The organism is Murinocardiopsis flavida (assembly GCF_003014485.1).
GTDB lineage: Bacteria > Actinomycetota > Actinomycetes > Streptosporangiales > Streptosporangiaceae > Murinocardiopsis > Murinocardiopsis flavida.
Genome location: NZ_PYGA01000003.1, coordinates 244260 through 266915 on the forward strand (window position 1 = coordinate 244260; position 22656 = coordinate 266915).

A 22656-nucleotide genomic window follows, 5' to 3' on the forward strand; every position below is an offset into this window, starting at 1 on the left:
CCGACCTGAGGGGCGGCAATGGTCGACGGACCGTCCGAATATCAGGCTACGGGCGGGACACGGAAAGCGCATGACCCATAGGGACCATTCTGGAGCCATCCGACGTTCTAGTTCTGCGGTCGGTCCCATTCATGACATTACGGAAGCATGACTGGTCAGCTCGGGCGAATAGGCCATGGCCCCGCCATTGCCGGGCCATGAATGGTTATTTGCCGTTCTCGGATTCGCCCGGGCCCGCCGCGCGCGGCCGGACGTCCCGGTGCAGCCGCGCGAAACCGGCGTACTTCTCCGGGGTGTCGGCGAAGGACGCGCGGTCGCGGTCGGTGAGTTCGCGCACCACCGCGCCGGGGATCCCCGCCCACATGGTGCCCGCCGGGACGGTCTTGCCGGGCGGGACCAGCGCCCCCGCGGCGACCAGCGCGCCCTTCTCGACCCGCGCCCCATTGAGGACCACCGCGCCGATGCCGATGAGCGCGCCGTCCTCCACCACCGCGCCGTGCACCATGGCCTTGTGGCCGAGACTCACCCGGTCGCCGAGTACGGTGGGGACACCGGGGTCGCAGTGCAGGCCGCACTGGTCCTGGATGTTGCAGTGCTCGCCGACGACGATCTCCTCGGTGTCGGCGCGCAGCACGGCGCCGTACCAGACGCTGCTCCCGGCCCCGATGCGCACCCGCCCCACCACGACGGCGCCCGGCGCGATCCACGCATCGGCGCTGATGTCGGGGGTGCCGAACGGCGCGTCGCCGATGTAAGGGCCGTCCATGGCCGTCCTTCCCCTCGGGGCGGTGCCGGCGGCGGACGCCGGACGGCCCCGTGTCCGAACCATCGAATGGCCTATACCGCCCACACCTGTGCGATGACGCGCATACCTTAGTAGAGGCGTGTCGTGCGACCGTCGAGGGACCGGTGCGCTCCCCGCTGCGACGAGGACTATTGAGGCGCGAGCGGGGGAGTACTAGCGTTATTCAGCACAACGTAGTCAGTGCGTCACACTTCGCACGCGAACTCGCAAACCTGCCGGACGGAACCGGATGTTGCCGCTCACACGGTGACTTCAGTCGAAATGCATGTCACACATGTGTTTTCGGGGCGTTATTGGAATGATAGGCAGGGGATCGAGGCACCCGTCCGAACAGCAGCCGACCTGGTTGATTAGGATATGAACGAGCACAGCCCAGAGATACTGCCGAACCTCCTGCGCCGCGACGCCTTCACGACCGTGCGCAAGGGTGGTTACGACAAGGACCAGGTGGACGAGTACGTCGTCCGCAACCACAACCAGATCCGCGACCTCCAGGAGAGGCTGGCGCGCGCGCACGACGAGCTGGAGCAGCTGCGCCGCGACCTCGCCAACGCCAAGGAGCAGGCCGCGGTCAAGCCCGAGCACGAGCAGATCAGTGAGCGGATGGCCGAGATCCTGCGCATCGCGGAGGAAGAGGCCAAGGACAAGCGCTCCAAGGTCGGCCGCGAGGCCGAGGAGATCCGCAACAAGGCCCAAGGCGACGCCCAGAAGCGGATGAAGGACGCCGAGGAGCACGCCGAGCGCGTCATCAAGAGTGCGCGCAACGAGGCCCAGGAGATGCTCAGCACCTCCAAGACAGAGTCCGACCAGGTGCGCAACCAGGCCAAGGAGGAGTCGGAGCGCCGCGTTGCCGACGCCGACGCCCGGGCCAAGAAGATCAACACCACGGCCGACCGCCGGCTCGCAACGCTGACCGCGACCCACAACGAAGCGGTCCGCCGGCTCACCGACATGCGCGTGACGCTCGCCGAGCTGCTGGAGGCCGAGACCAACTCCGGTCCGCTCGACCCCGGCCCGGCACCGATCCCGGAGGACAACGCCGCACCGGCGCAGCCGGGGACCCCGGCCAAGCCGGCCGCGTCGGCACCGTCGGCCGGGCGGCAGGCACGGCCGGCCCAGCAGGCACCCGCGGGCACCGGCCCGCAGCCGCCGCAGCCGCCGCAGAACGGCACGGGTCCGCAGGCGCCGCAGCACGCCGGTACCGGGCCGCACGCGGCGCAGACCGGCGGCGGGCCGCAGCAGGGTGCGCAGGCTCCCGCACGGGGCGGCAACGCAGCGGGCCCCGCCAAGGGCCCGCAGCCCAAGCCCGCCGCCGCGAAGCCGGAGCAGCAGCCCAAGCCGGCCGCGGCAAAGCCGGAGCAGCCGAAGCAGGGGCCCGCGAAGCCGGCCCCGGCCAAGGGTGCCGCGCCCGAGGTCGACGACACCACCGTCAACCTCGAACCCGGCCAGATCACCGCCGAGCAGGCACGGGCGTCCGACACCCCGCAGCAGCAGGGCCGTCCGGCGCCGAACCGGCCGCAGGGATTCCACTACAACGGCCCGGCCGCCGATGAGGACCCGACCATCGCGAACGACCCCGGGATCACCGGCATGTACCAGCGGCCGGAATCCGAAGGGCCGAACGCCGCCGCCGACGCGGCCGACAAGGAGAAGGAAGGCGTGCGCATCATCAAACCCTGATCCGCGCCACTCCCGGGTGCTGCCTGTTCGGTGCGCCGGGGGCCGGACCCCGTGTCCGGCCCCCGGCCGCGCGTCGGCCATGCCGGTGTTTTGTGGCGTCCTGACCAGTCATGGCGCCCTTGTCGGCCGCCGCCCGACCCGGTCGGCTACGATGCCGAAAGCCATGATTATCCGCTCGGCCATACGGTCTGACCTCGGTGCGATCCTGCGACTCCTGCGCGATCTGGGCGATACCACCCCCGCGCAGAGTGGCACGGTCCGCATGTCCTCCGCGGCGGTCCGCGCCTGGACCCGGATCGAGACCGATCCCGACCGCTCCGTCCTGGTGGCCGAGCGCCGCGGCCAGATCATCGGCACGCTCGACCTGATCGTGCTCGCGAACCTCACCCACGACGCCCAGCCCTGGGCGGTCATCGACAACGTGGTGGTCGACGCAGCCTGCCGCCGGGCCGGCGTGGGCCGCGCGCTGATGGACGAGGCCGTCGACCGCGCGGCGCAGGCCGGCTGCTACCGGGTGGAGCTCATCTCCCACGACGGACGGCACGCCGCCCACGCGTTCTACCGCGCGCTGGGCTTCGACAACACCGCCGAGGGGTTCCGCAGGCACCTGTGAACCGGCCGGACACGCCGCACGAGGCCGCGCGCCCGGCCGCCCCGGCCCTCAGTCCCGGCCGCCCCGGCCCTCAGTCCCGGCCGCCCCGGCCCTCAGTCCCGGCCGGAGCGCAGCGGGACCTGCTTGAGGAACAGCACCATGACGAACCCCACCAGCGCGATCGGGATGCCCGCGATGAACACGGCGTGCATCGCGTCGCCGTAGACCCCGACGATCAGCTGCTGCGTCTGCGGGGGGAGCGCCTGGATCGCCTCGGGCGACCCCGCGGCGGCGTCCGCCGCACCGGGGCCGGCCTTCGCCATCAGCGGCGCCAGCCCGGTGCGCAGCTCGTGGGTCATGATCGCGCCGAACGCCGCGACCCCCACCGCGCCGCCCAGGTTGCGGAAGAACGACACCGCTGACGTCGCCGCGGCCATGTCGGCCCGCTCCAGTGCGTTCTGCGTGGCGAGGATGAGGATCTGCATCGACAGGCCCAGCCCCAGCCCGATGACGCACACCCCGGCGCCGACCAGCGCCAGGCCGGAGTCCTCCTCGACCCGGGTGAGGGTGAGGTAGCCGGCGGCGACCAGCAGCGTCCCGACGACGGGGAACACCTTCCAGTGCCCGGTGCGGCTCACCAGGAACCCCGACGAGATCGACGCCGCGAGCAGGCCGAGCACCATCGGCAGTGTCATCAGGCCCGACGCGGTGGGGCTCATCCCGCGCACGATCTGGAGGTACTGCGGGAAGTAGATCATCACGCCGAACATCGACATGCCGATCGCCATCGACGTCAGCGACGCGAAGATGAAGGTCCGGTTGCGGAACAGCCGGGGCGGCAGGATCGGGTCGTGCGCGCGGATCTCGGCGGCGACGGCGAGTGCGGCGAGGACGGCGGCCGCGGCGAAGAACAGGTAGGTCGGCACCGAGTTCCAGGCGAACTCCTTGCCGCCGAGGCTGAGGACCAGCATGAGCGCGCTCGCCGCGCCGACGATGCAGGTGGCGCCCCACCAGTCGAGGCGGGCGTCGCCGCGCGGGCGCTGCGGCAGCTTCAGCATCCGCTGGATCACGATGAAGGCCACCACGGCGAGCGGCACGGTGATGAAGAAGCACCAGCGCCAGCCGAGCGGGCTGTCGACCAGGAAGCCGCCGAGCAGCGGGCCCGCGACCGTCGACACGCCGAAGACCGCGCCGAGGAAGCCGGAGTAGCGCCCGCGCTCCCTGGGCTCCACCACGTCGCCGAGGATGATCTGCGGCAGCGCCGCGAGCCCGCCGGCGCCGATGCCCTGGATCGCCCGCGCGCCGATGAGCCAGTAGATGTCGGTGGCGAACCCGGCGGCGACCGACGACGTGATGAAGATGACCAGCGCGATCTGGAAGAGCAGCTTGCGCCCCCAGATATCGGAGAGCTTGCCCCACAGGGGGGTGGACGCGGTCATGGTGAGCAGGGTGGCGCTCGCCACCCAGGAGAGCTTGTCCTGGCCGCCGAGCTCCCCGATGATCGTCGGCAGCGCCGTGCCGACGATCGACGTCGTGAGCATCGACGTGAGCATCGCCAGCATGAGGCCGACGAGGATCTCGATGATCTGGCGGTGCGTGTACCGCCGTTCGGCGGGCGCGTCCGCCGCCGCGTCCGCCGCCGCGTCGGCCTGCGCGTCGGCCTGCGCGTCGGTCCGCCCGTTTGCATGCCCGTCCGCCTGCTCTGCGGGCGGCTGCGGCACGGCCGCGACGGCGCCGCCGTCGGCGGCGCTTTCTGCTTCCGGCGGTGTCCGGCCCTCTCGACGCATTGTCGGCTCCCCCGGCTCGGTCACTGAACCCCCATAACACTCGTACCCGGACACACCGCCCCGCACATTTGGTGCGGAGTGGGGAAATCAGGACTACTACCGGTATAAGTAAACAGTGTTGACTTGTCAAATCGGGGGGCTATAGTTCGGGGACCGCGAACCATGGGAGGCGCCGACGGCAGGCGCCGGGGAGCGGCGGCATTCGGCAGGGCGACACGACACGACCCAGGGGGCGGCAGTGACGAACGAGGTGGACGCCGGTCCGGGACCCGACCGCGCCCGGGGCCGCGACCGGGAGGCCACCAGGAAGCGCATCCTCGACAGCGCCCGCGAACTCTTCACCGCCGAGGGGTACGCCCAGGTGTCGTCCCGCCGGATCGCCGCCGCCGCCGGCGTGAACGTCGCGCTCATCAACCGCTACTTCGGCGCGAAGCGCGGCCTCCTCGCCGAGGTCATCGCCGAGGAGGCGGTGTTCCCCAAGATCTTCGAGGGCGACCGCGCGGGGCTGCCGCGCCGCCTCGCGGAGCACGTGGTGTACCGCTCGCTCGGCGAGGGGACCCCGTTGCAGCGCGCGCTGGAGCACTCGGCGAGCGACCCCGACCTGCGGCAGGTCCACAAGGAGCGGGTGAAGAGCGCGATATTGGAGCCGCTGGCCGCCTTCATCGGCGGCCCCGACGCGGGGACGCGGGCGTCGCTGGTGGTCTCGCTGCTGCTCGGTGTCGGCACGCTCAAGCGCGTCGAGAGCGGTGGCGCGCTGCTCGACCACGACCCGGCGGACCTCGTGGACCGCCTGACCGCCGTAATCGCCGCCTGCCTGGAGGGCGGGCCCGCCCGGTAGCGTCCGCGGCCGGGCGGCGGACCCGGTGCGCCCCGTTGGTGGGCACATTTCCATTACGTGACTTTTATTTTCCCCTCGACACGCCGCTTCCCCGGTTTTTTTTCTTTTCCGGGCTGGAGTTGTGCTTCCCTGTTCAGGAATATCCGAGCCGACCATTTATTGGGCTCCGGATTTGACATCAACGGGGGAATGATCATGAGAACATTGCCGGAATTCGCGAATGGCGGCGTAGGGGACAGACTTTGGCGGATACGCCGAGCGGCGCTCGCCTTAACCATGTGCGCGGCCCTTTCGGTCGCGGGCCTGGGCGGCGCCGCACCGGCGGCGGCCGCCCAGGCGAAGGCCACGAAGGCCGTCGACTTCGCGAAGGCGCAGTTGGGCAAGCCCTACCGGTACGGCGGCAACGGGCCGTCGTCCTACGACTGCTCCGGGCTGGTCAAGCGGTCGTACCGGTCGGCGGGAGTGTCGCTCTCCCGGACCACGCAGGCGCAGTACCGCCAGGGCCGCTCCGTGGCGCGGTCGCACCTGCGGCCCGGCGACCTGGTGTTCTTCTACCGCGGCCCGAGCCACGTCGGGATGTACGTCGGCGGCGGCAAGATGGTGCACGCGCCGAGCTCGGGGAAGCGGATCAAGGTCGAGCGGATGGCCGGGCACTACAACGGCAGCATGGTCGGCGCCCGCCGGGTGGCCTAGCGCTACTGACCTGACAGCTCGGGTACGCGGTGGTGCCGGCGCGGTGCCGCCGCGTACCTCACCCCAGCTCCGCCGAGATCGCCTCGGCCGTGTGCAGCAGGTCGGGGACCAGGGCGCGCAGCGTCTCCAGCGGGGCGATGACCCGCAGCGATGTGATCGACAGGGCCGCCACGACCTGCCCGGTGCTGTCGGCGATGGGGGCCGACACGCAGTTCATGAAGTCCTCGAACTCCCCGTCGTCGACCGCCCACCCGCGGCGCCGGATCGCGTCGAGCTCGGCCTCCAGCGCGGCGCGGTCGGTGAACGTGGACTCGGTGTGGGCGGTGAGCTCGGCGCCGTCGAGCAGGCCGGCGGCGCGCTCGGGGGGCAGCTGCGCGAGGATCGACTTGCCGACCCCGCTGGCGTGCAAGGAGGCGGGGCGGCCGACCCGCGAGTACATGCGCACCCCCTCCGTCCCGTCGATCTTGTCGACGTAGATGACCTCGTCGCCGATGAGCTGCGCGAGGTGGACGGTGTGCCCGCAGGCGGAGTTCAGCCGCCGCAGGTGCGGGTGCGCGAGCCCGCGCAGGTCCAGCCCCTCCAGGGTCTGCTGGGCGATGGAGATCAGCCGGGTGCCCACCGTGTAGCGACCGTCGCCGCGCCGCCGGGCGAAACCGCTGCCCTCAAGGGTCTGGAGCAGCCGCAGCGCCGTCGACCGGTGCACACCGAGGACGTCGGCCATTTCGGAGAGGGTGCGTGGGTCCTCGGCGAGCGTTTCGATGATGACGATCGCCCGCTGCACGGTCTGCGACATGACATCCCCAGTAGAAGGTCGGCGGCCGGGTGCGCGGCGGCCGCCGCGCGCACGCCCAATCGTTGCACATGCTGCATTTTTGATTGCATGAAATACTCGGGACCGCCGTCGTGCGGACCGCTTTCCCCGGCGGCATCGGCTGCCGCGGACGTCAGGGCCCCTCGGAGGCGGCGCCCCTTCTGTGTAATAATTGCATCTTACGTTGCAACATGTGCACAGGATCGGGAGGCGGTATGGCGGGCAGCGGTGGACCCGGGCACGGCGGCCCGGCGACCCGTCCCGACGTTCTCAGCGTCGGCGAGACCATGGTGCTGCTCGCACCCCCATCGGGAGCGCCGCTCGTCGACCGCCCCGCGCTCGACATCGAGATCGGCGGCGCCGAATCCAATGTGGCCTGCGGCGTCGCCCAGCTCGGCCACCGCGCCGCGTGGCTGAGCCGCGTCGGCGACGACCCGTTCGGCCGCATCATCACAGCGGAGCTCGCCCGGCGCGGCGTCGACACCGGCGCGGTCACGGTCGACCCCGACCGGCCGACCGGCCTGTACCTCAAGGACCCCGGCCGCGAACGGACCCGGGTCCACTACTACCGGGCGGGGTCGGCGGCGTCGGCGATGGCGCCGGACCTGGCGCACGGCATCCGGGCCGCGGGCGCGCGCATCACCCACCTCTCCGGAATCACGCCGGTCCTCTCCGCCGACTGCGCCGCGCTGGTCGAGTCCCTGCTCACCGAGCGCGCCCCGGACGCCGGCCCGATCAGCTTCGACGTCAACCACCGGCCGGCGCTCTGGGCCGCCGGCCCGGCGGGGACGGCGCTGCTGCCGCTCGCCCGCGCCGCCGACATCGTGTTCATCGGCCGCGACGAGGCCGAGGCGCTGTGGGGCACGGCGACCGACGACGCCGTCCGGGCGCTGCTGCCCGACGTCGGCTGCCTCGTCGTCAAGGACGCCGATATCGGCGCCACGTGCTACGAGGGCGAGCAGCGGACCTTCGTGCCCGCGCTGGCCGTCGACGTCGTCGAGCCGGTCGGCGCGGGCGACGCCTTCGCCGCGGGGTTCCTCTCGGGCCTGCTCGACGGCCGGCCGGCGCGCGACCGGCTGCGCCTCGGGCACATCGCGGCCGCCGCAACGCTCCAAAGCGTCAGCGACCTCGCCGTGCTGCCCCCGTCGGCGGAACGCGAGCGGCTGATCGCCGCCGCCGACGCCGACTGGCCGGGGCTCGCGCTGCCCGGCCCCGCGGCCTGACCGGCCGGGTACGGCGGCCGGAAAGCGCCGCCGACCGCTTTGAGACTCTAAGGACGTGATCATGGGATTCGACGAGATCTTCGGGACGCAGCAGGTCATGGCGATCCTGCGGGGGATGCCCGAACGCGAGACGGTCGAGCTCGCCACCCGCGCCTGGGACCTGGGCATGGAGCTGGTGGAGGTGCCCGTCCAGACGCCCGACGCCGTGCCGTCCCTGCGCGCCGCGATCGCCGCGGGCGCCGAGCGCGGCCGCACCGTCGGCGCGGGCACCGTCATCACGGTCGAGCAGGTCCGGGCCGTCGCCGAGGCGGGCGCCTCGTTCACCGTCGCGCCGGGCTTCGACCCGGCCGTCGCCGCGGCCTCCGCCGCGGCGGGAATGCCGCACCTGCCCGGTGTCGCGACGGCCAGTGAGGTCCAGCAGGCCCTGCGGCACGGCCTGACCTGGCTGAAGGCGTTCCCCGCCACCTCGCTCGGCACCGCCTGGTTCGCGGGCATGGCCGGACCGTTCCCGCAGGTCAACCTGGTCGCGACCGGGGGGATCGACGCGCACAGCGCGCCCGACTACCTCGCCGCGGGCGCGAAGGTCGCCGCCGTCGGTTCGGCGCTGGCGGACCCCGCCCAGATCGACCTGCTCGCGGGCCTGGTCGAGCGCTAGCAGGCCATGGCGGTCTAGTCGCCCAGGACGATGGTGTGGGCGTGCAGCGGGGCGAGGAAGCGCGCCGGGCCGTTGCCGGCGCGCAGCCGCTTCGCCCGGCTGCACGCCGCGTCGGCGTACAGCTCATAGCCCGTGCGTGTACCGGCCTCCAGTTCGACGATCCCGCCGTGCCCGTCGGCCAGCTCAGTGGCGCCGGCCGCCTCGACGACCTGGCGGTATCCCGACTCGTAGGTGATGGTCACCGGGCCGAGGGCTGTCGGCGCGACGGCGTCGGCCCCGGCCTCGGGACGCACGACTGCGGCGATGGTGGCGGACATGGTGGCGAGGTTCGCAGGGCGGATCGGCACGGCAGGCATCCTCTGGCAGCGCGGCGGAGTGGTCACTCTCTGTCATTCAGCTATAGCCATTTAGCTACAGCCGTGCCGGATTCGGCTGCAATCCACGCCGGTGTGTCGTTGTTCCGTTCCGCTCGGCACTCCCGCCGCGGCCCTGCTGCACGGCGGCGCCTCAGTCGAGCCAGCCCGGCCGGATCATGCCCGACTCGTAGGCGAGCACGACGAGCTGCGCGCGGTCGCGCGCCCCGAGCTTGGTCAGCACCCGGCTGACGTGCGTTTTCGCGGTGGCCGGGCTGAGGACCAGGCGGTCGGCGATCTCCTCGTTCGACAGGCCGCCCGCGACCAGGCCGAGGACCTCGCGCTCCCGTGCGGTGAGGGCGTTCAGCTCCGGCGCCGCGACGGGCTCCCTGATGCGCGCCGCGAACTCGCCGATCAGCCGGCGGGTGACCGACGGCGCGAGGAGCGCGTCGCCGCGCGCCACCACCCGCACACCGTGGATCAGCTCGGTCGGTTCGGTGTCCTTCACCAGGAAGCCGCTGGCGCCCGCGCGCAGCGCGCCGTAGACGTAGTCGTCGAGGTCGAAGGTCGTCAGGATGACGACGCGCACGTCGGACAGCCGCGGGTCGGCGGCGATGTGCCGGGTCGCGGCCAGCCCGTCGACGCCCGGCATCCGCACGTCCATCAGCACCACATCGGGGCGCTCGGCGCGGGCGAGCTCGAGGGCCTGCGCGCCGTCGCCGGCCTCGGCCACGACCTCGATGTCGTCCTCGCCGTCGAGCATCGACCGGAAGCCGGCGCGGACCAGGGTCTGGTCGTCGGCCAGGAGTACCCGGATCATCGTCCTCCTCGTCGTGGGGCCCGGTGCCGCCGTCCAGTGCGGCGGCTCACGGGTGCGGTCCGGTGGCCGGGCCGTGCGCGGGCCCGGCGTCGAGCGGAAGCCGCGCGCGCACCGCGAACCCGCCGCCCGGCCGCGGCCCGGCGGTCAGCTCGCCGCCCGCTGCCGCCGCGCGCTCGCGCATGCCGCGCAGGCCGTTGCCGTCGGCCGGGGGCGCGTCCGGCGAGGCCGGACCGTTGTCGTCGATCCACACCGCAACCCCGTCGGGGTCGTAGCGGACCAGCACCGACGCCTGCGCGTCCGCGGCGTGGCGCAGGGTGTTGGTCAGCGCCTCCTGGACGATGCGGTACCCGGCGAGGTCGGTCTTCGCGGGCAACGGAACGGGGTCGCCCTCGACGGTCAACCGGACCGGGAGCCCCGCCTGCCCGGTGTGCCGCACCAGTTCCCCGATCCGCTCCAGCGACGGGGCCGGGGCGACGGGCGCGGCCTCGTCGGCCGCGTCGACCTGCCGCAGCACCCCGAGGGTCGAGCGGAGCTCGCGCAGCGTGTCCTTGCTGGCGTGCTTGATGGCGTCCAGAGCCGCGTACGCCTGCTCCGGGTCGCGGCGGTGCAGCGCGGCCCCGGCCTGCACGTTGATCAGCGAGATCTGGTGGGCGAGGACGTCGTGCAGTTCGCGGGCGATGCGCAGGCGCTCCTCGGTGGCGCGGCGCCGGGCCTCCTCCTCGCGGGTCCGCTCGGCTTCGGCGGCGCGGTGCTCGACCTCGCGCAGGTACGCGCGCCGGTTGCGGGTGATCTCCCCGGCGGAGACCACGACGAGGATCCAGGCGATGAGGCTGAGTGCGCGGCCGAGGTTGAACGGGCCGAACACCTCGCCCGCGGTGAAGAGCAGCAGCGCCACGGCGGTTCCGGAGACCGCCGCGAACCGCTGCCCCGCTGCGGCGAGGCGGAAGATCCCGACGAGGAACGCCAGCCAGCCCCACGCCCCGTCGACCGGGCCGAGCATGTAGTAGAGCGGCGTGGTGGCGCCGACGATGACGGCGGTGAACATCGGCATCCGCGTGGTCGCGGCGAGGGACAGGCCGCCGAAGGCCAGCATGGCGAAGGCGTCGCCGTGGAAGCCGGCCGTGCGCAGGGTCGCGAACAGCAGGTCGAGTGCCACCAGGCCGGCCGTGACGGCGCCGGCGAGGACGAGGTCGGCGGTCGCCGGGCGCAGCCGCAGTGCGCTGTGCGCCATCGTCCGGCCTCCTCGCGGGGGCCGCCGGTCCGTCCGCCGCCCCGTACCCCCATGATGCGGTACCGCCGGGACCGCCCCAGGGGCCGGAGTCAGTCCGTGTCCTTGGTCCTGCTCCTGACGAAAGGGACGGCGACCGCGAAGAGCACCGCCATGGCGGGGGCGAGGAACCGGACCATCGTCGGCCGGGCGCCGAACCCGAGGTAGGCGACGATGGCGATCACCTCGCCGAGGAGGAAGCCGACGACGAGGCCGATGAGGGCCGAGACGGCGACGATGCCCACTGTGCGCATGACATGACCTGCCTTTCCGGTGAGTGCGGGACCGACCCGCGTGCCACGACGCTAGGGGCGGGGTACCGCGGCCCGAATCCGGCGGCGGATGGCACTTGGCGTACACCGGCGGTCGTACTCCCGCGGCGCCGCCTACGGCCGCGGGTGGAGGGCCCGGGCGGCGGCCCGGGCCGCCGGGTACCGTAGGGGCCAGGCGGGTTCCGCGACGGGAGGGAGGGCGCCGTGATCGCCGGCTACGGCATGGCCTACGCGCTCTCCGCCGCCGTCGACGCCGCGGAGGTCCTGGCGTCGGCCCCCGCGCCCGGAGCGTTCGCGTTCCTCGCCGCGGTCGCCATCGGCGCGGTCCTCGGCCGGCTGGCGGTGCGCGCCTGCGCGGCGCGGACACCGGCCGACGGTGCGGTCCCCTGCAACGGTCTGGCCATGCTGCGCCGCTCCGAGCGCACCGGGCCGGTCCTGCTGTGCGATCCCGGCGCCCCCGGCCGTCCGCGGCCCCGAGCGCCCGGTGCCGCCCCGGCGGCCGCGTAGCACGGGCGCCGCCCCCCGCACCCCCATTCCGCGGTTCGCGCGTTCCCCCACGCGCAGCGCGGTACCGGCACGCCCGTGCCCGGCAGTCCAGGCCTCGCGGCCGCCTCTTCGGTGTCAACGGTTCACCCGGGCCGTCCGGTACCGGACAGTCCACCACCGGATCAGGGGTCCTGCCATGTACACATTCGGACCGATCGCCGCGGCGGTCGCGCTCGCCTATGCCGTCGTCACCTCGATCACCGCCCTCCTCACCCCGGCGGCCGGGCCGGCGGCGGCCGCGCTGGCCGTTGTGGGCCTGACCGTCGCCGTGCGCCTGGTCCTGCTCCCACTGAGCTGGGCGCGGGTCAAAGGGGAGAAGGCGCGCGCACGGCTGGCGCCGCGGCTCGACGCGCTGCGGCGCGAGCACGGCGCCGACCCGCAGCGGCTCGCCGCCGAGCAGCAGAAGCTCTACCTGAGCGAGGGCACCTCGCCGCTCGCCGGCTGCCTGCCGATGCTCGCCCAGACGCCGGTGTTCGTGGCGGTCTACGGGGTCTTCATCAGCACCACCGTCGCGGGCGAACCGAACACGCTGCTCGCCCACACGCTCGCCGGGGTCCCGCTCGGGTCGTCGCTCGGGGACGTCCTCGGCGCGGGCGCCGGGCCGGAGGCCCTGGTGTTCGTGCTGCTCATGGCGGTGCTCGCGGGGGTGGCGGCGCTGTCGCGGCGGGTGCTGACCCTCCCGGCCATGGCGCGGGCGCGCGCGGCCGGCGGCCCCGAGGTGCCCGGTTCCCGGGTGATCGGCTACCTGCCGTTCCTGACCGTGGCGGTCGCCGCGTTCGTCCCGCTGGCGGCCGGGCTGTACCTGGCGGCGTCGACGGCCTGGACGCTCGCCGAGAACACGGCGCTGCGGAGCCTCGTTCCCGGGTGACGCCGTTCCGGGCCGGCCGCGCGGCCGGCCCGGCCGCTCAGAGCGGCACGTTGATGCAGGCCAGCCGGGCGCCCGCCATGCCGGCGTGGCCGGGCTGGGTGTGCGTGTGCTCCTCGTGGATCACGACGGAGCCGGCCTGGCCGGGGCGCGGCGTCCACTCGACGGCGGTGCCCGTGATGGCGTCGCCGAACGGGCTGGTGTGGAAGTCGAGCCACGCCTCGTTCTCGGCGTTGGCGTACTCGGGGTCGGTCGAGGGCTGAACGGGATCGACCTCGTGCTGGTAGTGCGGCCCGGCGTCGTCGCCGGTGGGACCGCACGGCTTCGTGTGCAGGTGCGCGCCGTAGTCGCGGTCGGGTTCGAGCCCGCCGACGTGCAGCACGAAGCCGGTGCCGCTGCCCTTGTGCCGGGCGAGTTCGCGCATCGCCTCGTGCTCCTCTGCGCCCTCGGCGCCCGGGCGCCCGGACTCGCGCTCCGCCCACTGCGGCAGGTCGGTGGCGACGAGGACCGAGGCCCGCGCGCCTTCGGGGACCGCCTTGTCGTAGGTGACCGCGGTGGCGCCGGCGGAGTAGGCCGTGAAGGTCCCCGCGACCAGGACGGGGTTCGGCGGCGCAGCGGGGGCCGGCCCCACCGCGGCGGAGGCGGTGCCGCCGAGCAGCAGCGGTGCCGCGGCCAGCAGGATCAGCAGAAGGCGGGGCAGGGCTCGGTTCGACACAGGCGTCCTCATGGCGTAGCTCGGGTACCTCACGTCATCGAACCATGACTCTACGTCACCAATCGCCTGCGGACGGGCAGCCGGGCGGAATCCGTGTCAGGACGAGAGCGTCGCCTCGGTCGGGCCCGGCGCGGGGAACCGGTCCCGGAACGTGAACGCCGCCGGGGTCGGACCGTTCTCGCGCAGCAGGCGCAGCCGCTCGCCGGCCTCGGCGACGGTCGGGATGTGCCCGGCCGGGATCCACCACAGTGCCGCGTAGGCCTCGGTCAGGTTCGCGAACCAGTCGCGCCGCCTGCGCAGGACGTCGAGGTGGCCGCTGCGGTAGGTGAACTCCCAGAGGGCATCCGGCGACTCCCAGACCGAGAAGTTGAGCAGCAGGTCGGGGCCGAAAGGGCGCTCGGTCGTGGCGTCGGGCAGCCCTTCGCTCCGGTAGCGCCAGACGAACCCGTCGCTGGAGTCGGCGAGGGCGTTGACGGGTTCCAGCAGGGCGACGAACCCGGCGAGGCGGGGGTCGTCGAGGGGTCCGATCAACCGTCCGATGTTGATCTGGGCGAGGTGGTGTCCTGTCATGGACGGCAGCTCATCATGGCGGTCATTCCATGTCAATATTTTTTGTTTTGGAAGGCCCGCCGGTAGGTGAGACCAGGACGCAGCACCGGCCCGGTGCCGCGTCCATGCGCGCGGTCGCGTCGGTGATCCCCGCTCCTTCGAAAAGGCCCCGGATCAGCTCCAGGTTCATCCCGCACGCAAGCGGCGGGAACGCCGTGGCAAGGGTGTGGAAGGGGCAGTTGCGCAATCGGATCTCGGCGGGCGGGACGGGGTCGCCTGGCGTGTCGCCGGCCCGGTTGCCGGCCGGGTCCTCGGCCGGATCGGCGGCGGGTTCGTAGCCGTGTGCCGCCAGATACGCCGCCGCGTCGGCGACGGCCGCCCGACCGCTTTCGGCGGGGAGGGCGCGGCCGCGTCGCACGCCCTCCTCGCGGGCGCTCGCGTACAGGGCGGTATCGGCGCCGTGCCGCTCGACCGCCGCCGCCATCAGATGCGCGGCCGTCTCGTAGTCGCGCGGCGGCAGGTGCACGCTGAGCTGGCGGTCCGCACGCCGATACAGCTTCGCGGGGCGGCCGGAGCCCGGCCCGTCCCGTCCCGAGACCTTGCGCAGCGCCACGTCGAGCAGGCCCGCTTCGACCAGCTTGTCCAGGTGGAAGCCGACGAGGTTGCGCGCGGCGCCCGTGGCGCGGGCCGCCTCGGCGCGGCTCACCTCGCTGCCCTGGGAGGCGATGTGCTCGTACAGGGCCCGGCGCAGCGGGTCGGCCAGTGCGCCCACCGCACTGATCCCGGATTCGGTCATGGGCCTATTGTGCCGACGTGCCGTGTCGGCGCGTCGTGCGGCGGCTCCCCACGCGTCTCTGGAGCGCCGGAAAACCCCAGGTCCGACTCACTTACCAACAGAAGCCAATCAAAACAAAGAGAAATGTGGTCAAAGGTCTTGTGTGGACTGGATCACTCTCTTAATATCAACCAAAACCACGTGAAACACAGGTGATGCAACATGTACGCGGAGGAGCGCCAGAGGTCCATCCTCGAACGCGCCCGTGCCGAGGGCCGTGTCGACGTCGCGGCGCTGGCAGCCGAGTTCGAGGTCACCTACGAGACCGTCCGCCGCGACCTGACCACCCTCGAACGGCACGGCGTCCTGCGCCGCGTCCACGGCGGGGCGATCACCGTCGAACGGCTCGGCTTCGAACCGACCCTGACCGTTCGCGACTCCGTGATGACAGCGGAGAAGGAGCGCATCGCGAAGGCCGCGCTGCTCGAACTGCCCGAGGACGGCTCGGTGCTGCTCGACGCCGGGTCGACGACCGGCCGGCTCGCCGAACGCCTGCCGACCGACCGCGACCTCACCGTGGTCACCAACTCCCTCTCCATCGCCTTCACGCTCACCCCGCGCACCAACATCAACCTGATGCTGCTCGGCGGTCGACTCCGGGCCCGCACCCAGGCCACCGTCGACGCGTGGGCGCTCCAGGCGCTGGAGGAGACCTACATCGACGTCGCCTTCATGGCCACCAACGGCGTCTCGGCCGAACGGGGGCTGACCACCCCGGACAGCGCCGAGGCGATGGTCAAGCGCGCCATGATGCGGTCCTCGCGCCGTGCGGTGCTGCTCGCCGACCACACCAAGGTCGGCAACGACCATTTCACCCGCTTCGCCTCGGTCGAGGACGTCGACTGCCTGATCACCGACAACGGGCTCGCCCCCGAGCTCGCGGAGGACCTCCGAGCGCGAGGACCCCGGGTGGTCACCGTCTGATCGGACGGTCGGCCCCCGGCTTCGCAGCGTCGCCGTCCTCTCCCCTTCCCTCCCGCCCGGCCCCGCGGCAACGACCCCAGGGCACGGCCACCACCCCCTTCGCGGTACCCCGGCTCCCCGGCCGGGCACCGCGGACCTCCCCTGAGGAGAGAGCACATGACCACCACCGACGAGCCGCGCCCGGCCTTCAAGGAACGGGCCCGCGCCTCGATCCAGCGGTTCGGCGGGTACCTCGCCGCCATGGTGATGCCCAACATCGGGGCGTTCCTCGCGTTCGGTCTGATCACAGCGCTGTTCATCCCGACCGGCTGGCTGCCGAACGAGTCCATGGCCGAGCTGGTCGACCCGCTGATCCGGTTCCTGCTGCCGCTGCTGATCGGCTACACCGGCGGCACCCTGGTCCACGGCCAGCGGGGCGGCGTGGTCGGCTCGATCGCCACCATGGGCGTCATCGTCGCCTCGGACAGCCCGATGTTCCTCGGCGCGATGGTCATCGGCCCGCTGTCCGCGCTGCTGATGAAGCTCTTCGACGCGGCCGTGCAGCCGAAGATCCGGGCCGGCTTCGAGATGCTGGTCAACAACTTCAGCGCCGGGATCCTCGGCGGGATCATGGCGCTGTTCGGCCTGAAGGTCGTCGGCCCGGTCGTCGCCGCGATCACCGGCGGACTGGGCACCGGCGTCGCCTGGCTGGTCGACATGCGGCTCATCCCGCTCGTGTCGCTCATCATCGAACCGGCCAAGGTGCTGTTCCTGAACAACGCCATCAACCACGGCGTCCTCAGCCCGCTGGGCGTGCAGAGCGCCGAGGAGACCGGCAAGGCCATCACGTTCCTGTTCGAGGCGAACCCCGGCCCCGGCCTGGGGATCCTGCTCGCCTGCTGGTTCTTCGGCCCGAAGATCTCCCGCGCCACCGCACCGGGCGCGATCATCATCCACTTCTTCGGCGGCATCCACGAGATCTACTTCCCGTACCTCCTGGCGCAGCCGAAACTGATCCTCGCCGCCATCGCCGGCGGGATGACCGGTGTCACCGTCTTCATGCTCACCGGCGCCGGCCTGGTCGGACCGGCCTCGCCGGGCAGCATCATCGCCGTCCTGGCGGTCACGCCGAGGGGCGGGTTCGTCCCGGTGGTCGCGGGCGTCATCGCCGCGGCCACGGTGTCCTTCCTCGTGGCGTCGCTGCTGCTGGGCTTCGGCCGGCAGGCCCGCAAGGAGGAGCAGGCGAAGGAGCGGGAGAGCGCCGAGACATGATCCGACGCAGCGGCGAACCGGACCCGCCGCGATCCCATCCCACCCCTCGTACCCACCTACGCTCCGCCCGACCGCCGGGCGGGGCCCACCACTCCGGGAGGCCCAGCCATGAGTAACACGATCAACGGTTCGGACGTGCGGAAGGTCGTCATCGCCTGCGACGCGGGCATGGGCAGCAGCGCGCTGCTGAAGACCCAGCTCGCGCAGTCCCTCAAGCCCTACGGGGTCACCGTGGAGCACACGGCGGTCAACGCCATCCCCATTGACGCCGACGTCGTGGTCACCCAGGCCGGACTCGCCGGGCGGGCGCGCAAGAGCGCGCCCGACACCCCCGTCGTGACCTTCCAGATGTTCCTCGGCGACCCCGCGTTCACCAAGCTCGAAGCCGCGATCAGGGACGGTGCCGACATTGACGGCTGAGAGGCTGCGGCTGAGCGCCGAGGCCGTCCGCCTCGGCGCCGCGGCGGCCGACAAGGCCGACGCCATCGACCAGTGCGGGCGGCTCCTGCTGGAGCTCGGCGCCGTCGAGGAGGGCTACCTCCCCGCCATGCACGAGCGTGAGCACACCATCGCCACCTACATCGGCGAAGGCGTCGCCATCCCGCACGGCACGAACGAGGCGCGGTCGCTGGTCCGGCGCACCGCGCTCGCCGTCGTCCAGTTCCCCGACGGGGTCGACTGGGACGGCTCCGACGTGCGGGTCGCCATCGGCATCGCCGCGAGCGGCGAGGAGCACATCGGTGTCCTGTCGGCGCTCGCCACGACGCTCTCCGTCCCGGAGCAGGCAGCCCTGCTGCGCACGACGACCAGCGTCGACGCCGTGATCCAACTGCTCACGCCAGCGCCGGAGAACGATCCGGCGGAACCCAGGAATGAGGCAAGCCGATGAAGGTCGCGCGGTTCTACGCACCCGGCGACATCCGTATCGAGGACGCTCCCGAGCCCGAAGCGGGCCCCGGCGAGCTGAAGCTGCGGGTGCGCGCCTGCTCCACGTGCGGCACCGACGCCAAGATCAGCAGGTTCGGGCACCACCACATCGCGCCGCCCCGTGTCATCGGCCACGAGATCGCGGGCGAGGTCGTGGGTGTCGGCGACGGCGTCGAGGGCTGGGCCGCGGGCGACGGCGCGCAGGTGATCGCCGCGATCCCGTGCGGGACCTGCCCGGACTGCGTGCGCGGGTGGCAGACCATTTGCCCGAACCAGGAGTCGATGGGCTACCACTACGACGGCGGCTTCGCCGAGTACATGATCGTGCCGGCCAAGGTGCTGGCCGTCGACGGCGTGAACCGGATCCCCGCGGGGGTCGGCCACGCCGAGGCGTCGGTGGCCGAACCGCTGGCCTGCGTCCTGAACGGGCAGGAGCTGGCGGGGGTCGGGCCGGGCGACGACGTGGTCGTGGTCGGCGCCGGTCCGATCGGCTGCCTGCACGTCCGCATGGCCCGCGCCAAGGGGGCCGCGCGGGTGTTCCTGGTGGAGCTGAACCGGGGCCGGCTCGACATGGCGGCCGACCGCGTCCGTCCCGACGCCGCTGTGTGCGCGGCGGAGACCGACCCGGTGGCGGAGATCGAGAAGCTCACCGAGGGGCGCGGCGCCGATGTCGTCATCACCGCCGCCGCGGCAGGTGCGGCGCAGGAGCAGGCGCTGCAAATGGCGGCGCGCCGCGGCCGCATCAGCTTCTTCGGCGGGCTGCCCAAGGACAACCCCGTCATCGCCTGCGACTCCAACCTGGTGCACTACCGGGAGCTGACCATCGTGGGCGCGAACGGGTCGAGCCCCGCGCACAACCGGCGCGCGCTCGACCTCATCGCCTCGGGCGAGGTGCCGGTGACCGACCTGATCACCGAGCGGCTGCCGCTGGACGAGGTCCTGACGGCGATCGACACGGTCATCGCGGGCAGCGCCATCAAGGTCACGATCGAACCCTGAACCGGCCGCCGTATCGCGCCCCGATCGGTTCGAGCGCCGCGGCCCCGGTGCCGGAGGGACCCCCTCCGGCACCGGGGCCGCTGCCGTTCAGCCCGCGCCGCCCGGATCCGGCGGCGCGCCGCCGTAGAGGACGGCGAACGCCCGGCGGAACGCGGCGAGGTCCTCGCTCGGCGGGCCCGTCTGGAGCCTGCCGGGCCCGAGCGCCGCGCGCAGGCGCGCGGCGAAGTCGTCCGCTCCCCGGCAGGAGTCGGGCAGGCGCAGGAACCAGCGGTACCCGCTCGGCTGCGCGGGGACGCCGGCCTCGCCGAGGACGGTGTCGACGAAGAGGTCGATGTCGGCCTGGTCGTGCCGGGTCCGCTCCAGTTCCCAGCGCTGCTCCGTGCCGTCCTCGCGCACGTGGGTGACGCGAACGGGCGGGGGCGGCCGGGTCTCCAGGCAGCGGACGATGTGCTCGGTGCCGGCGGCCCAGAGGATCATCATCGACCAGCCCGACTCGCTGTACTCCAGGTAGCGGGCCTCCTCGCGCGCGCACGAGCCGTCGTCGGCCCGATCGTCGGCGTCCTTGGGGCACCAGCGCTCCGGCGGGCCGTCGAGGACGGCGCAGTCGGACCAGGACGGATCGGGGTCGTGGTCGCATGTGCGGTGTCCGACGCGGGGGACCGCCTGCGGCGGGTGCCACGGGGTGCGGCGGTCAGGCATCGGTGCCGCCCGGAGAGCGCCAGGACAGCGTGTAGCGCCAGAAGAGGCGGCGGCGCAGTACGGCGCCGGGGAGGGCCAGTGCGGCGGCCACGCCGATCTCGCGCAGGCTCATGTCGGGGTCGCGCACGGGCATGCCCGACTTCGTCGCGTGCGACGGGTCGCGCACCCCCGTGACCGCCCGCGCCGCGGCCAGCCCCGCGCCGATCGTCCACTGCGGGAGGAGGGCCGCTGCGGTGGTCGCGGCGTCGACCGGGCCCTCGGGGCGGTAGAGCCCGACGACGGCGAGGACGCCGCCCGGGGCGAGCGCCTTGACGAGGGCGTCGAGGGACTCCGTGCAGGGCATGTGGTGCAGGCTGGAGACCGCCGAGATGAAGTGGTAGCGCCCCGGTTCGAGGTCCATCTCCGCCAGCCGCGCGACGGTGTAGTCGATCCCCAGTCGGGTGGGGGTCCGCTCGGTGGCGTCCTCGATCATCGCCGGGGCTGGGTCGAACGCGTCGACCTGGGCCACCTGCCCGGCGAGGACACGCGCGAACCGCCCCGAACCGCAGCCGACGTCCAGTGCGCGCTCGGCGCCGGCGGGCACCTGCCGCAGCAGCCAGGGGTGGTAGTGCGTGTTGTGGTTCCAGGACAGGTCGAGGGGCATGGGCGGCTCTCTCGTCAGGGGGCCGGACGGGTGGGGGCGGATGCGACACCGGGATGGCAGTGCGCCAGATGTGCGGCGCACTGCCATCCCGGTGTCGATTCGGTCGGTCCCGCGGGGGGTCAGCCCGCCTCTTTCTTCGCCTCCAGCGCCTCCATGGCGATCACCGCGGCGGCCACCGTGCCGTGCACGGGGACCTGGCGGTGCAGCCCGACGAGCCGGACGACCTTCGTGACGCGCTCGTTCGGCGCGGCCAGCGAAAGGCTGCCGCCGCGCTCGGTCACGTCCCGATAGGCGGTGATGATGGCGTTCAATCCGCTGGAGTCCATGAAGGCCAGCCCCGACAGGTCGAGGATCAGCCACGGCCCGTGCTTCTCGACCGCGTCCTGGACATTGATCTGGAGGTCCTCAGCGGTCGCGATGTCGAGTTCGCCCTCGACCTGCACGATCACGCTGTGGTTCTCGACCCGGGTGTTCAGCCCAAGCCTGTGCACGTTAACTCCTCCCAGCCCCACCTGGATGTTGAGGGGTCCCCTTCTATCAGCCCGAACCGTCGGCACACCCGGCTCGGGTGCCCGGCCGCCTCCGGCGTGCCGCGCGGCAGCCACCAGTACTGTGCCAGCACAAGCTGGGACGGGCCTGAGCGCCCTGTGCCGGGCGCCCTGCGGCGGTTGCTGCTGTGTCCCGTAAGGCTCTGAACACACACGGTATTAGCCGATCAGACGCACGGGAATGCCAATGCGCCAGTTATTTTCTCCCGTGCCGGTCATTTCAGGCCGACTTGGGCGTGTGGTCTGCTGCACACCCTCCTAGGGTGCGCGGTCGGGTCGGCTCCGCGGCGGCCGATCGCCATCGGCGGCGGAGAATTCGGCGAGCAGTCGTTCGGCGCCCAGGGTAGCCGTGAGTTCGCCGGAGCGCACCGCCTCCTCGACCGCAGCGGTGCCCGCCCGGACCCCGGGGTGGGCGGTGAGGCGCGCCATGAGGGTGTCGCGGACGCGGGCCCACATCCAGTCGACCTGCTGGCCGCTGCGCTTCTCGGCGAGCTCGCCGTCGGCCGACAGGGCGGCGCGGTGGTCGAGGACCGCCGCCCACACGTCGTCCAGCCCGCTGCCGGTCAGGCCGCTGCACGTGAGCACCGGGGGCGTCCACGACGGGCTGAGGGGTTGCAGGAGGCGGAGCGCGCGGGACAGCTCGCGGGCCGCGCCTCGGGCGTCGGCCTCGTGGGGGCCGTCGGACTTGTTGACCGCCACCACGTCCACGAGTTCGAGCACGCCCTTCTTGATCCCCTGGAGTTGGTCGCCCGTGCGGGCCAGGGTCAGGAAGCAGAAGCAGTCGACCATGTTGGCGACGGCGACCTCGGACTGCCCCACCCCCACGGTCTCCACGAGCACGACGTCGAACCCCGCCGCCTCCATCAGGATGATGGTCTCCCTGGTGGCGCGGGCGACCCCGCCCAGGGTGCCGGCGGTCGGCGAGGGGCGGATGAACGCGTTCGGGTCGACCGCCAGGTGCGCCATGCGGGTCTTGTCGCCGAGGATGCTGCCCCCCGTGCGGGTCGACGACGGGTCGACCGCGAGGACGGCCACCCGGTGCCCCGCCGCGGTCAGCCGGCCGCCGAGGGCGTCGATGAACGTGGACTTGCCCACACCGGGCACGCCCGTGATGCCGACCCGGTGCGCCGTGCCGCTGTGCGGGAGCAGTGCGACGAGCAGCCGCTGGGCGAGTTCGGCGTGGTCCGGTCGGCGCGACTCCACCAGGGTGATCGCGCGCGCCAACGTCGGCCGGTGGCCGGCGAGGACCCCTTCGGCGTAGGCGTCGATGTCGATGCTGCGTGTCATCGCTGCTTTCCGGTCGGTGCGGCTGCGGAGGCGGCGTCTCCCCGTCCGCCCCCATCATCCAACCCGATCGTC

At 72.7% G+C, this 22656-nt stretch carries 27 protein-coding genes; 13 read left to right on the forward strand and 14 right to left on the reverse strand.

Translation table 11 applies throughout. From position 1 onward, the window contains the following. Nucleotides 1-205: 205 nt before the first annotated feature. Nucleotides 206-766: a gamma carbonic anhydrase family protein gene (locus CLV63_RS06230; protein ID WP_106581917.1), complete on the reverse strand. Its 561-nt coding sequence runs from the start codon at nucleotides 764-766 to the stop codon at nucleotides 206-208. Nucleotides 767-1162: 396 nt separating this feature from the next. Here CLV63_RS06230 and CLV63_RS06235 point away from each other — a divergent pair, with 396 nt between their 5' ends. Together CLV63_RS06235 and CLV63_RS06240 are read left to right on the forward strand one after the other, a co-directional pair. Next, the gene (locus CLV63_RS06235; protein WP_211301182.1) at nucleotides 1163-2485 is read left to right on the forward strand and encodes a hypothetical protein; all 1323 of its coding nucleotides are present in this window, start codon (nucleotides 1163-1165) and stop codon (nucleotides 2483-2485) included. Nucleotides 2486-2648: 163 nt separating this feature from the next. Continuing rightward, nucleotides 2649-3098 carry a GNAT family N-acetyltransferase gene (locus CLV63_RS06240; protein ID WP_106581918.1) on the forward strand — a complete coding sequence of 150 codons (450 nt, stop codon included), beginning with the start codon at nucleotides 2649-2651 and terminating at the stop codon, nucleotides 3096-3098. A gap of 92 nt (nucleotides 3099-3190) precedes the next feature. On the opposite strand, the gene CLV63_RS06245 is transcribed toward CLV63_RS06240, so the two are convergent. Beyond that, the gene (locus CLV63_RS06245) at nucleotides 3191-4864 is read right to left on the reverse strand and encodes an MDR family MFS transporter (RefSeq protein ID WP_106581919.1); all 1674 of its coding nucleotides are present in this window, start codon (nucleotides 4862-4864) and stop codon (nucleotides 3191-3193) included. 238 nt (nucleotides 4865-5102) lie between these two features. Here CLV63_RS06245 and CLV63_RS06250 point away from each other — a divergent pair, with 238 nt between their 5' ends. Both CLV63_RS06250 and CLV63_RS06255 read left to right on the forward strand, forming a co-directional pair. Next, nucleotides 5103-5702 carry a TetR/AcrR family transcriptional regulator gene (locus CLV63_RS06250; RefSeq protein WP_245928604.1) on the forward strand — a complete coding sequence of 200 codons (600 nt, stop codon included), beginning with the start codon at nucleotides 5103-5105 and terminating at the stop codon, nucleotides 5700-5702. Nucleotides 5703-5978: 276 nt separating this feature from the next. Then, nucleotides 5979-6395 (forward strand): C40 family peptidase, encoded by a 417-nt coding sequence (locus CLV63_RS06255; RefSeq protein ID WP_106581920.1) that lies wholly within the window; start codon nucleotides 5979-5981, stop codon nucleotides 6393-6395. A gap of 58 nt (nucleotides 6396-6453) precedes the next feature. Here the strand turns inward: CLV63_RS06255 and CLV63_RS06260 are convergent, their stop codons facing one another. Next, on the reverse strand, nucleotides 6454-7188 hold the full coding sequence (locus CLV63_RS06260) for an IclR family transcriptional regulator (protein ID WP_106581921.1): 735 nt from the start codon (nucleotides 7186-7188) through the stop codon (nucleotides 6454-6456). Between the two features lie 233 nt (nucleotides 7189-7421). Between CLV63_RS06260 and CLV63_RS06265 the strand changes: the two genes are divergently transcribed. Beyond that, nucleotides 7422-8429 carry a sugar kinase gene (locus CLV63_RS06265; RefSeq protein ID WP_106581922.1) on the forward strand — a complete coding sequence of 336 codons (1008 nt, stop codon included), beginning with the start codon at nucleotides 7422-7424 and terminating at the stop codon, nucleotides 8427-8429. Nucleotides 8430-8490: 61 nt separating this feature from the next. Then, a complete protein-coding gene (locus CLV63_RS06270; RefSeq protein ID WP_106581923.1) occupies nucleotides 8491-9084 on the forward strand; it encodes a bifunctional 4-hydroxy-2-oxoglutarate aldolase/2-dehydro-3-deoxy-phosphogluconate aldolase in 594 nt (197 codons plus the stop codon). Between the two features lie 14 nt (nucleotides 9085-9098). Here CLV63_RS06270 and CLV63_RS06275 read toward each other — a convergent pair whose 3' ends face one another. The 4 genes from CLV63_RS06275 to CLV63_RS06290 all read right to left on the reverse strand — a co-directional run bounded on the left by CLV63_RS06275 (nucleotide 9099) and on the right by CLV63_RS06290 (nucleotide 11778). After that, nucleotides 9099-9431: a hypothetical protein gene (locus tag CLV63_RS06275; RefSeq protein WP_106581924.1), complete on the reverse strand. Its 333-nt coding sequence runs from the start codon at nucleotides 9429-9431 to the stop codon at nucleotides 9099-9101. A gap of 160 nt (nucleotides 9432-9591) precedes the next feature. After that, complete coding sequence (locus CLV63_RS06280) at nucleotides 9592-10257, reverse strand: response regulator (RefSeq protein ID WP_106581925.1); 666 nt, start codon at nucleotides 10255-10257, stop codon at nucleotides 9592-9594. 46 nt (nucleotides 10258-10303) lie between these two features. Next, entirely contained in the window at nucleotides 10304-11488 is a 1185-nt protein-coding gene (locus CLV63_RS06285) for a sensor histidine kinase (RefSeq protein WP_106581926.1), read from the reverse strand. 89 nt (nucleotides 11489-11577) lie between these two features. Next, on the reverse strand, nucleotides 11578-11778 hold the full coding sequence (locus tag CLV63_RS06290) for a DUF5957 family protein (protein WP_106581927.1): 201 nt from the start codon (nucleotides 11776-11778) through the stop codon (nucleotides 11578-11580). 222 nt (nucleotides 11779-12000) lie between these two features. Between CLV63_RS06290 and CLV63_RS06295 the strand changes: the two genes are divergently transcribed. Both CLV63_RS06295 and CLV63_RS06300 read left to right on the forward strand, forming a co-directional pair. Continuing rightward, nucleotides 12001-12303: a DUF6412 domain-containing protein gene (locus tag CLV63_RS06295; protein ID WP_245928605.1), complete on the forward strand. Its 303-nt coding sequence runs from the start codon at nucleotides 12001-12003 to the stop codon at nucleotides 12301-12303. A 175-nt stretch (nucleotides 12304-12478) separates the two neighbouring features. Beyond that, entirely contained in the window at nucleotides 12479-13210 is a 732-nt protein-coding gene (locus CLV63_RS06300; RefSeq protein ID WP_106581928.1) for a YidC/Oxa1 family membrane protein insertase, read from the forward strand. 37 nt (nucleotides 13211-13247) lie between these two features. On the opposite strand, the gene CLV63_RS06305 is transcribed toward CLV63_RS06300, so the two are convergent. The 3 genes from CLV63_RS06305 to CLV63_RS06315 all read right to left on the reverse strand — a co-directional run bounded on the left by CLV63_RS06305 (nucleotide 13248) and on the right by CLV63_RS06315 (nucleotide 15267). Continuing rightward, the gene (locus CLV63_RS06305) at nucleotides 13248-13922 is read right to left on the reverse strand and encodes a superoxide dismutase family protein (protein ID WP_211301183.1); all 675 of its coding nucleotides are present in this window, start codon (nucleotides 13920-13922) and stop codon (nucleotides 13248-13250) included. A gap of 96 nt (nucleotides 13923-14018) precedes the next feature. Further along, a complete protein-coding gene (locus CLV63_RS06310) occupies nucleotides 14019-14492 on the reverse strand; it encodes a DUF3291 domain-containing protein (protein WP_106581929.1) in 474 nt (157 codons plus the stop codon). 22 nt (nucleotides 14493-14514) lie between these two features. Next, a complete protein-coding gene (locus CLV63_RS06315) occupies nucleotides 14515-15267 on the reverse strand; it encodes a helix-turn-helix transcriptional regulator (RefSeq protein WP_106581930.1) in 753 nt (250 codons plus the stop codon). Nucleotides 15268-15468: 201 nt separating this feature from the next. Here CLV63_RS06315 and CLV63_RS06320 point away from each other — a divergent pair, with 201 nt between their 5' ends. The 5 genes from CLV63_RS06320 to CLV63_RS06340 all read left to right on the forward strand — a co-directional run bounded on the left by CLV63_RS06320 (nucleotide 15469) and on the right by CLV63_RS06340 (nucleotide 19407). Beyond that, nucleotides 15469-16230, forward strand: coding sequence for a DeoR/GlpR family DNA-binding transcription regulator (locus tag CLV63_RS06320; protein ID WP_106581931.1), 762 nt, complete (start codon nucleotides 15469-15471; stop codon nucleotides 16228-16230). Nucleotides 16231-16386: 156 nt separating this feature from the next. Further along, nucleotides 16387-17481: a PTS mannitol transporter subunit IICB gene (gene mtlA, locus CLV63_RS06325; RefSeq protein ID WP_106581932.1), complete on the forward strand. Its 1095-nt coding sequence runs from the start codon at nucleotides 16387-16389 to the stop codon at nucleotides 17479-17481. A 108-nt stretch (nucleotides 17482-17589) separates the two neighbouring features. After that, nucleotides 17590-17901 carry a PTS lactose transporter subunit IIB gene (locus CLV63_RS06330; RefSeq protein WP_106581933.1) on the forward strand — a complete coding sequence of 104 codons (312 nt, stop codon included), beginning with the start codon at nucleotides 17590-17592 and terminating at the stop codon, nucleotides 17899-17901. Continuing rightward, nucleotides 17891-18370 carry a PTS sugar transporter subunit IIA gene (locus CLV63_RS06335; protein ID WP_245928606.1) on the forward strand — a complete coding sequence of 160 codons (480 nt, stop codon included), beginning with the start codon at nucleotides 17891-17893 and terminating at the stop codon, nucleotides 18368-18370. The genes CLV63_RS06330 and CLV63_RS06335 overlap by 11 nt, the downstream gene beginning before the upstream one ends. Further along, the gene (locus tag CLV63_RS06340) at nucleotides 18367-19407 is read left to right on the forward strand and encodes an alcohol dehydrogenase catalytic domain-containing protein (protein ID WP_106581935.1); all 1041 of its coding nucleotides are present in this window, start codon (nucleotides 18367-18369) and stop codon (nucleotides 19405-19407) included. Before CLV63_RS06335 ends, CLV63_RS06340 begins: the two co-directional genes overlap by 4 nt. Nucleotides 19408-19494: 87 nt before the next feature. Here the strand turns inward: CLV63_RS06340 and CLV63_RS06345 are convergent, their stop codons facing one another. The 4 genes from CLV63_RS06345 to meaB form a co-directional block, all read right to left on the reverse strand. Beyond that, nucleotides 19495-20106 carry a DUF5956 family protein gene (locus CLV63_RS06345; RefSeq protein ID WP_106581936.1) on the reverse strand — a complete coding sequence of 204 codons (612 nt, stop codon included), beginning with the start codon at nucleotides 20104-20106 and terminating at the stop codon, nucleotides 19495-19497. After that, nucleotides 20099-20749 (reverse strand): class I SAM-dependent methyltransferase, encoded by a 651-nt coding sequence (locus tag CLV63_RS06350; protein ID WP_106581937.1) that lies wholly within the window; start codon nucleotides 20747-20749, stop codon nucleotides 20099-20101. The genes CLV63_RS06345 and CLV63_RS06350 overlap by 8 nt, the downstream gene beginning before the upstream one ends. 119 nt (nucleotides 20750-20868) lie before the next feature. Continuing rightward, nucleotides 20869-21240: an STAS domain-containing protein gene (locus CLV63_RS06355; protein WP_106581938.1), complete on the reverse strand. Its 372-nt coding sequence runs from the start codon at nucleotides 21238-21240 to the stop codon at nucleotides 20869-20871. 315 nt (nucleotides 21241-21555) lie between these two features. After that, on the reverse strand, nucleotides 21556-22584 hold the full coding sequence (meaB, locus tag CLV63_RS06360; RefSeq protein WP_106581939.1) for a methylmalonyl Co-A mutase-associated GTPase MeaB: 1029 nt from the start codon (nucleotides 22582-22584) through the stop codon (nucleotides 21556-21558). Nucleotides 22585-22656: the final 72 nt, after the last annotated feature.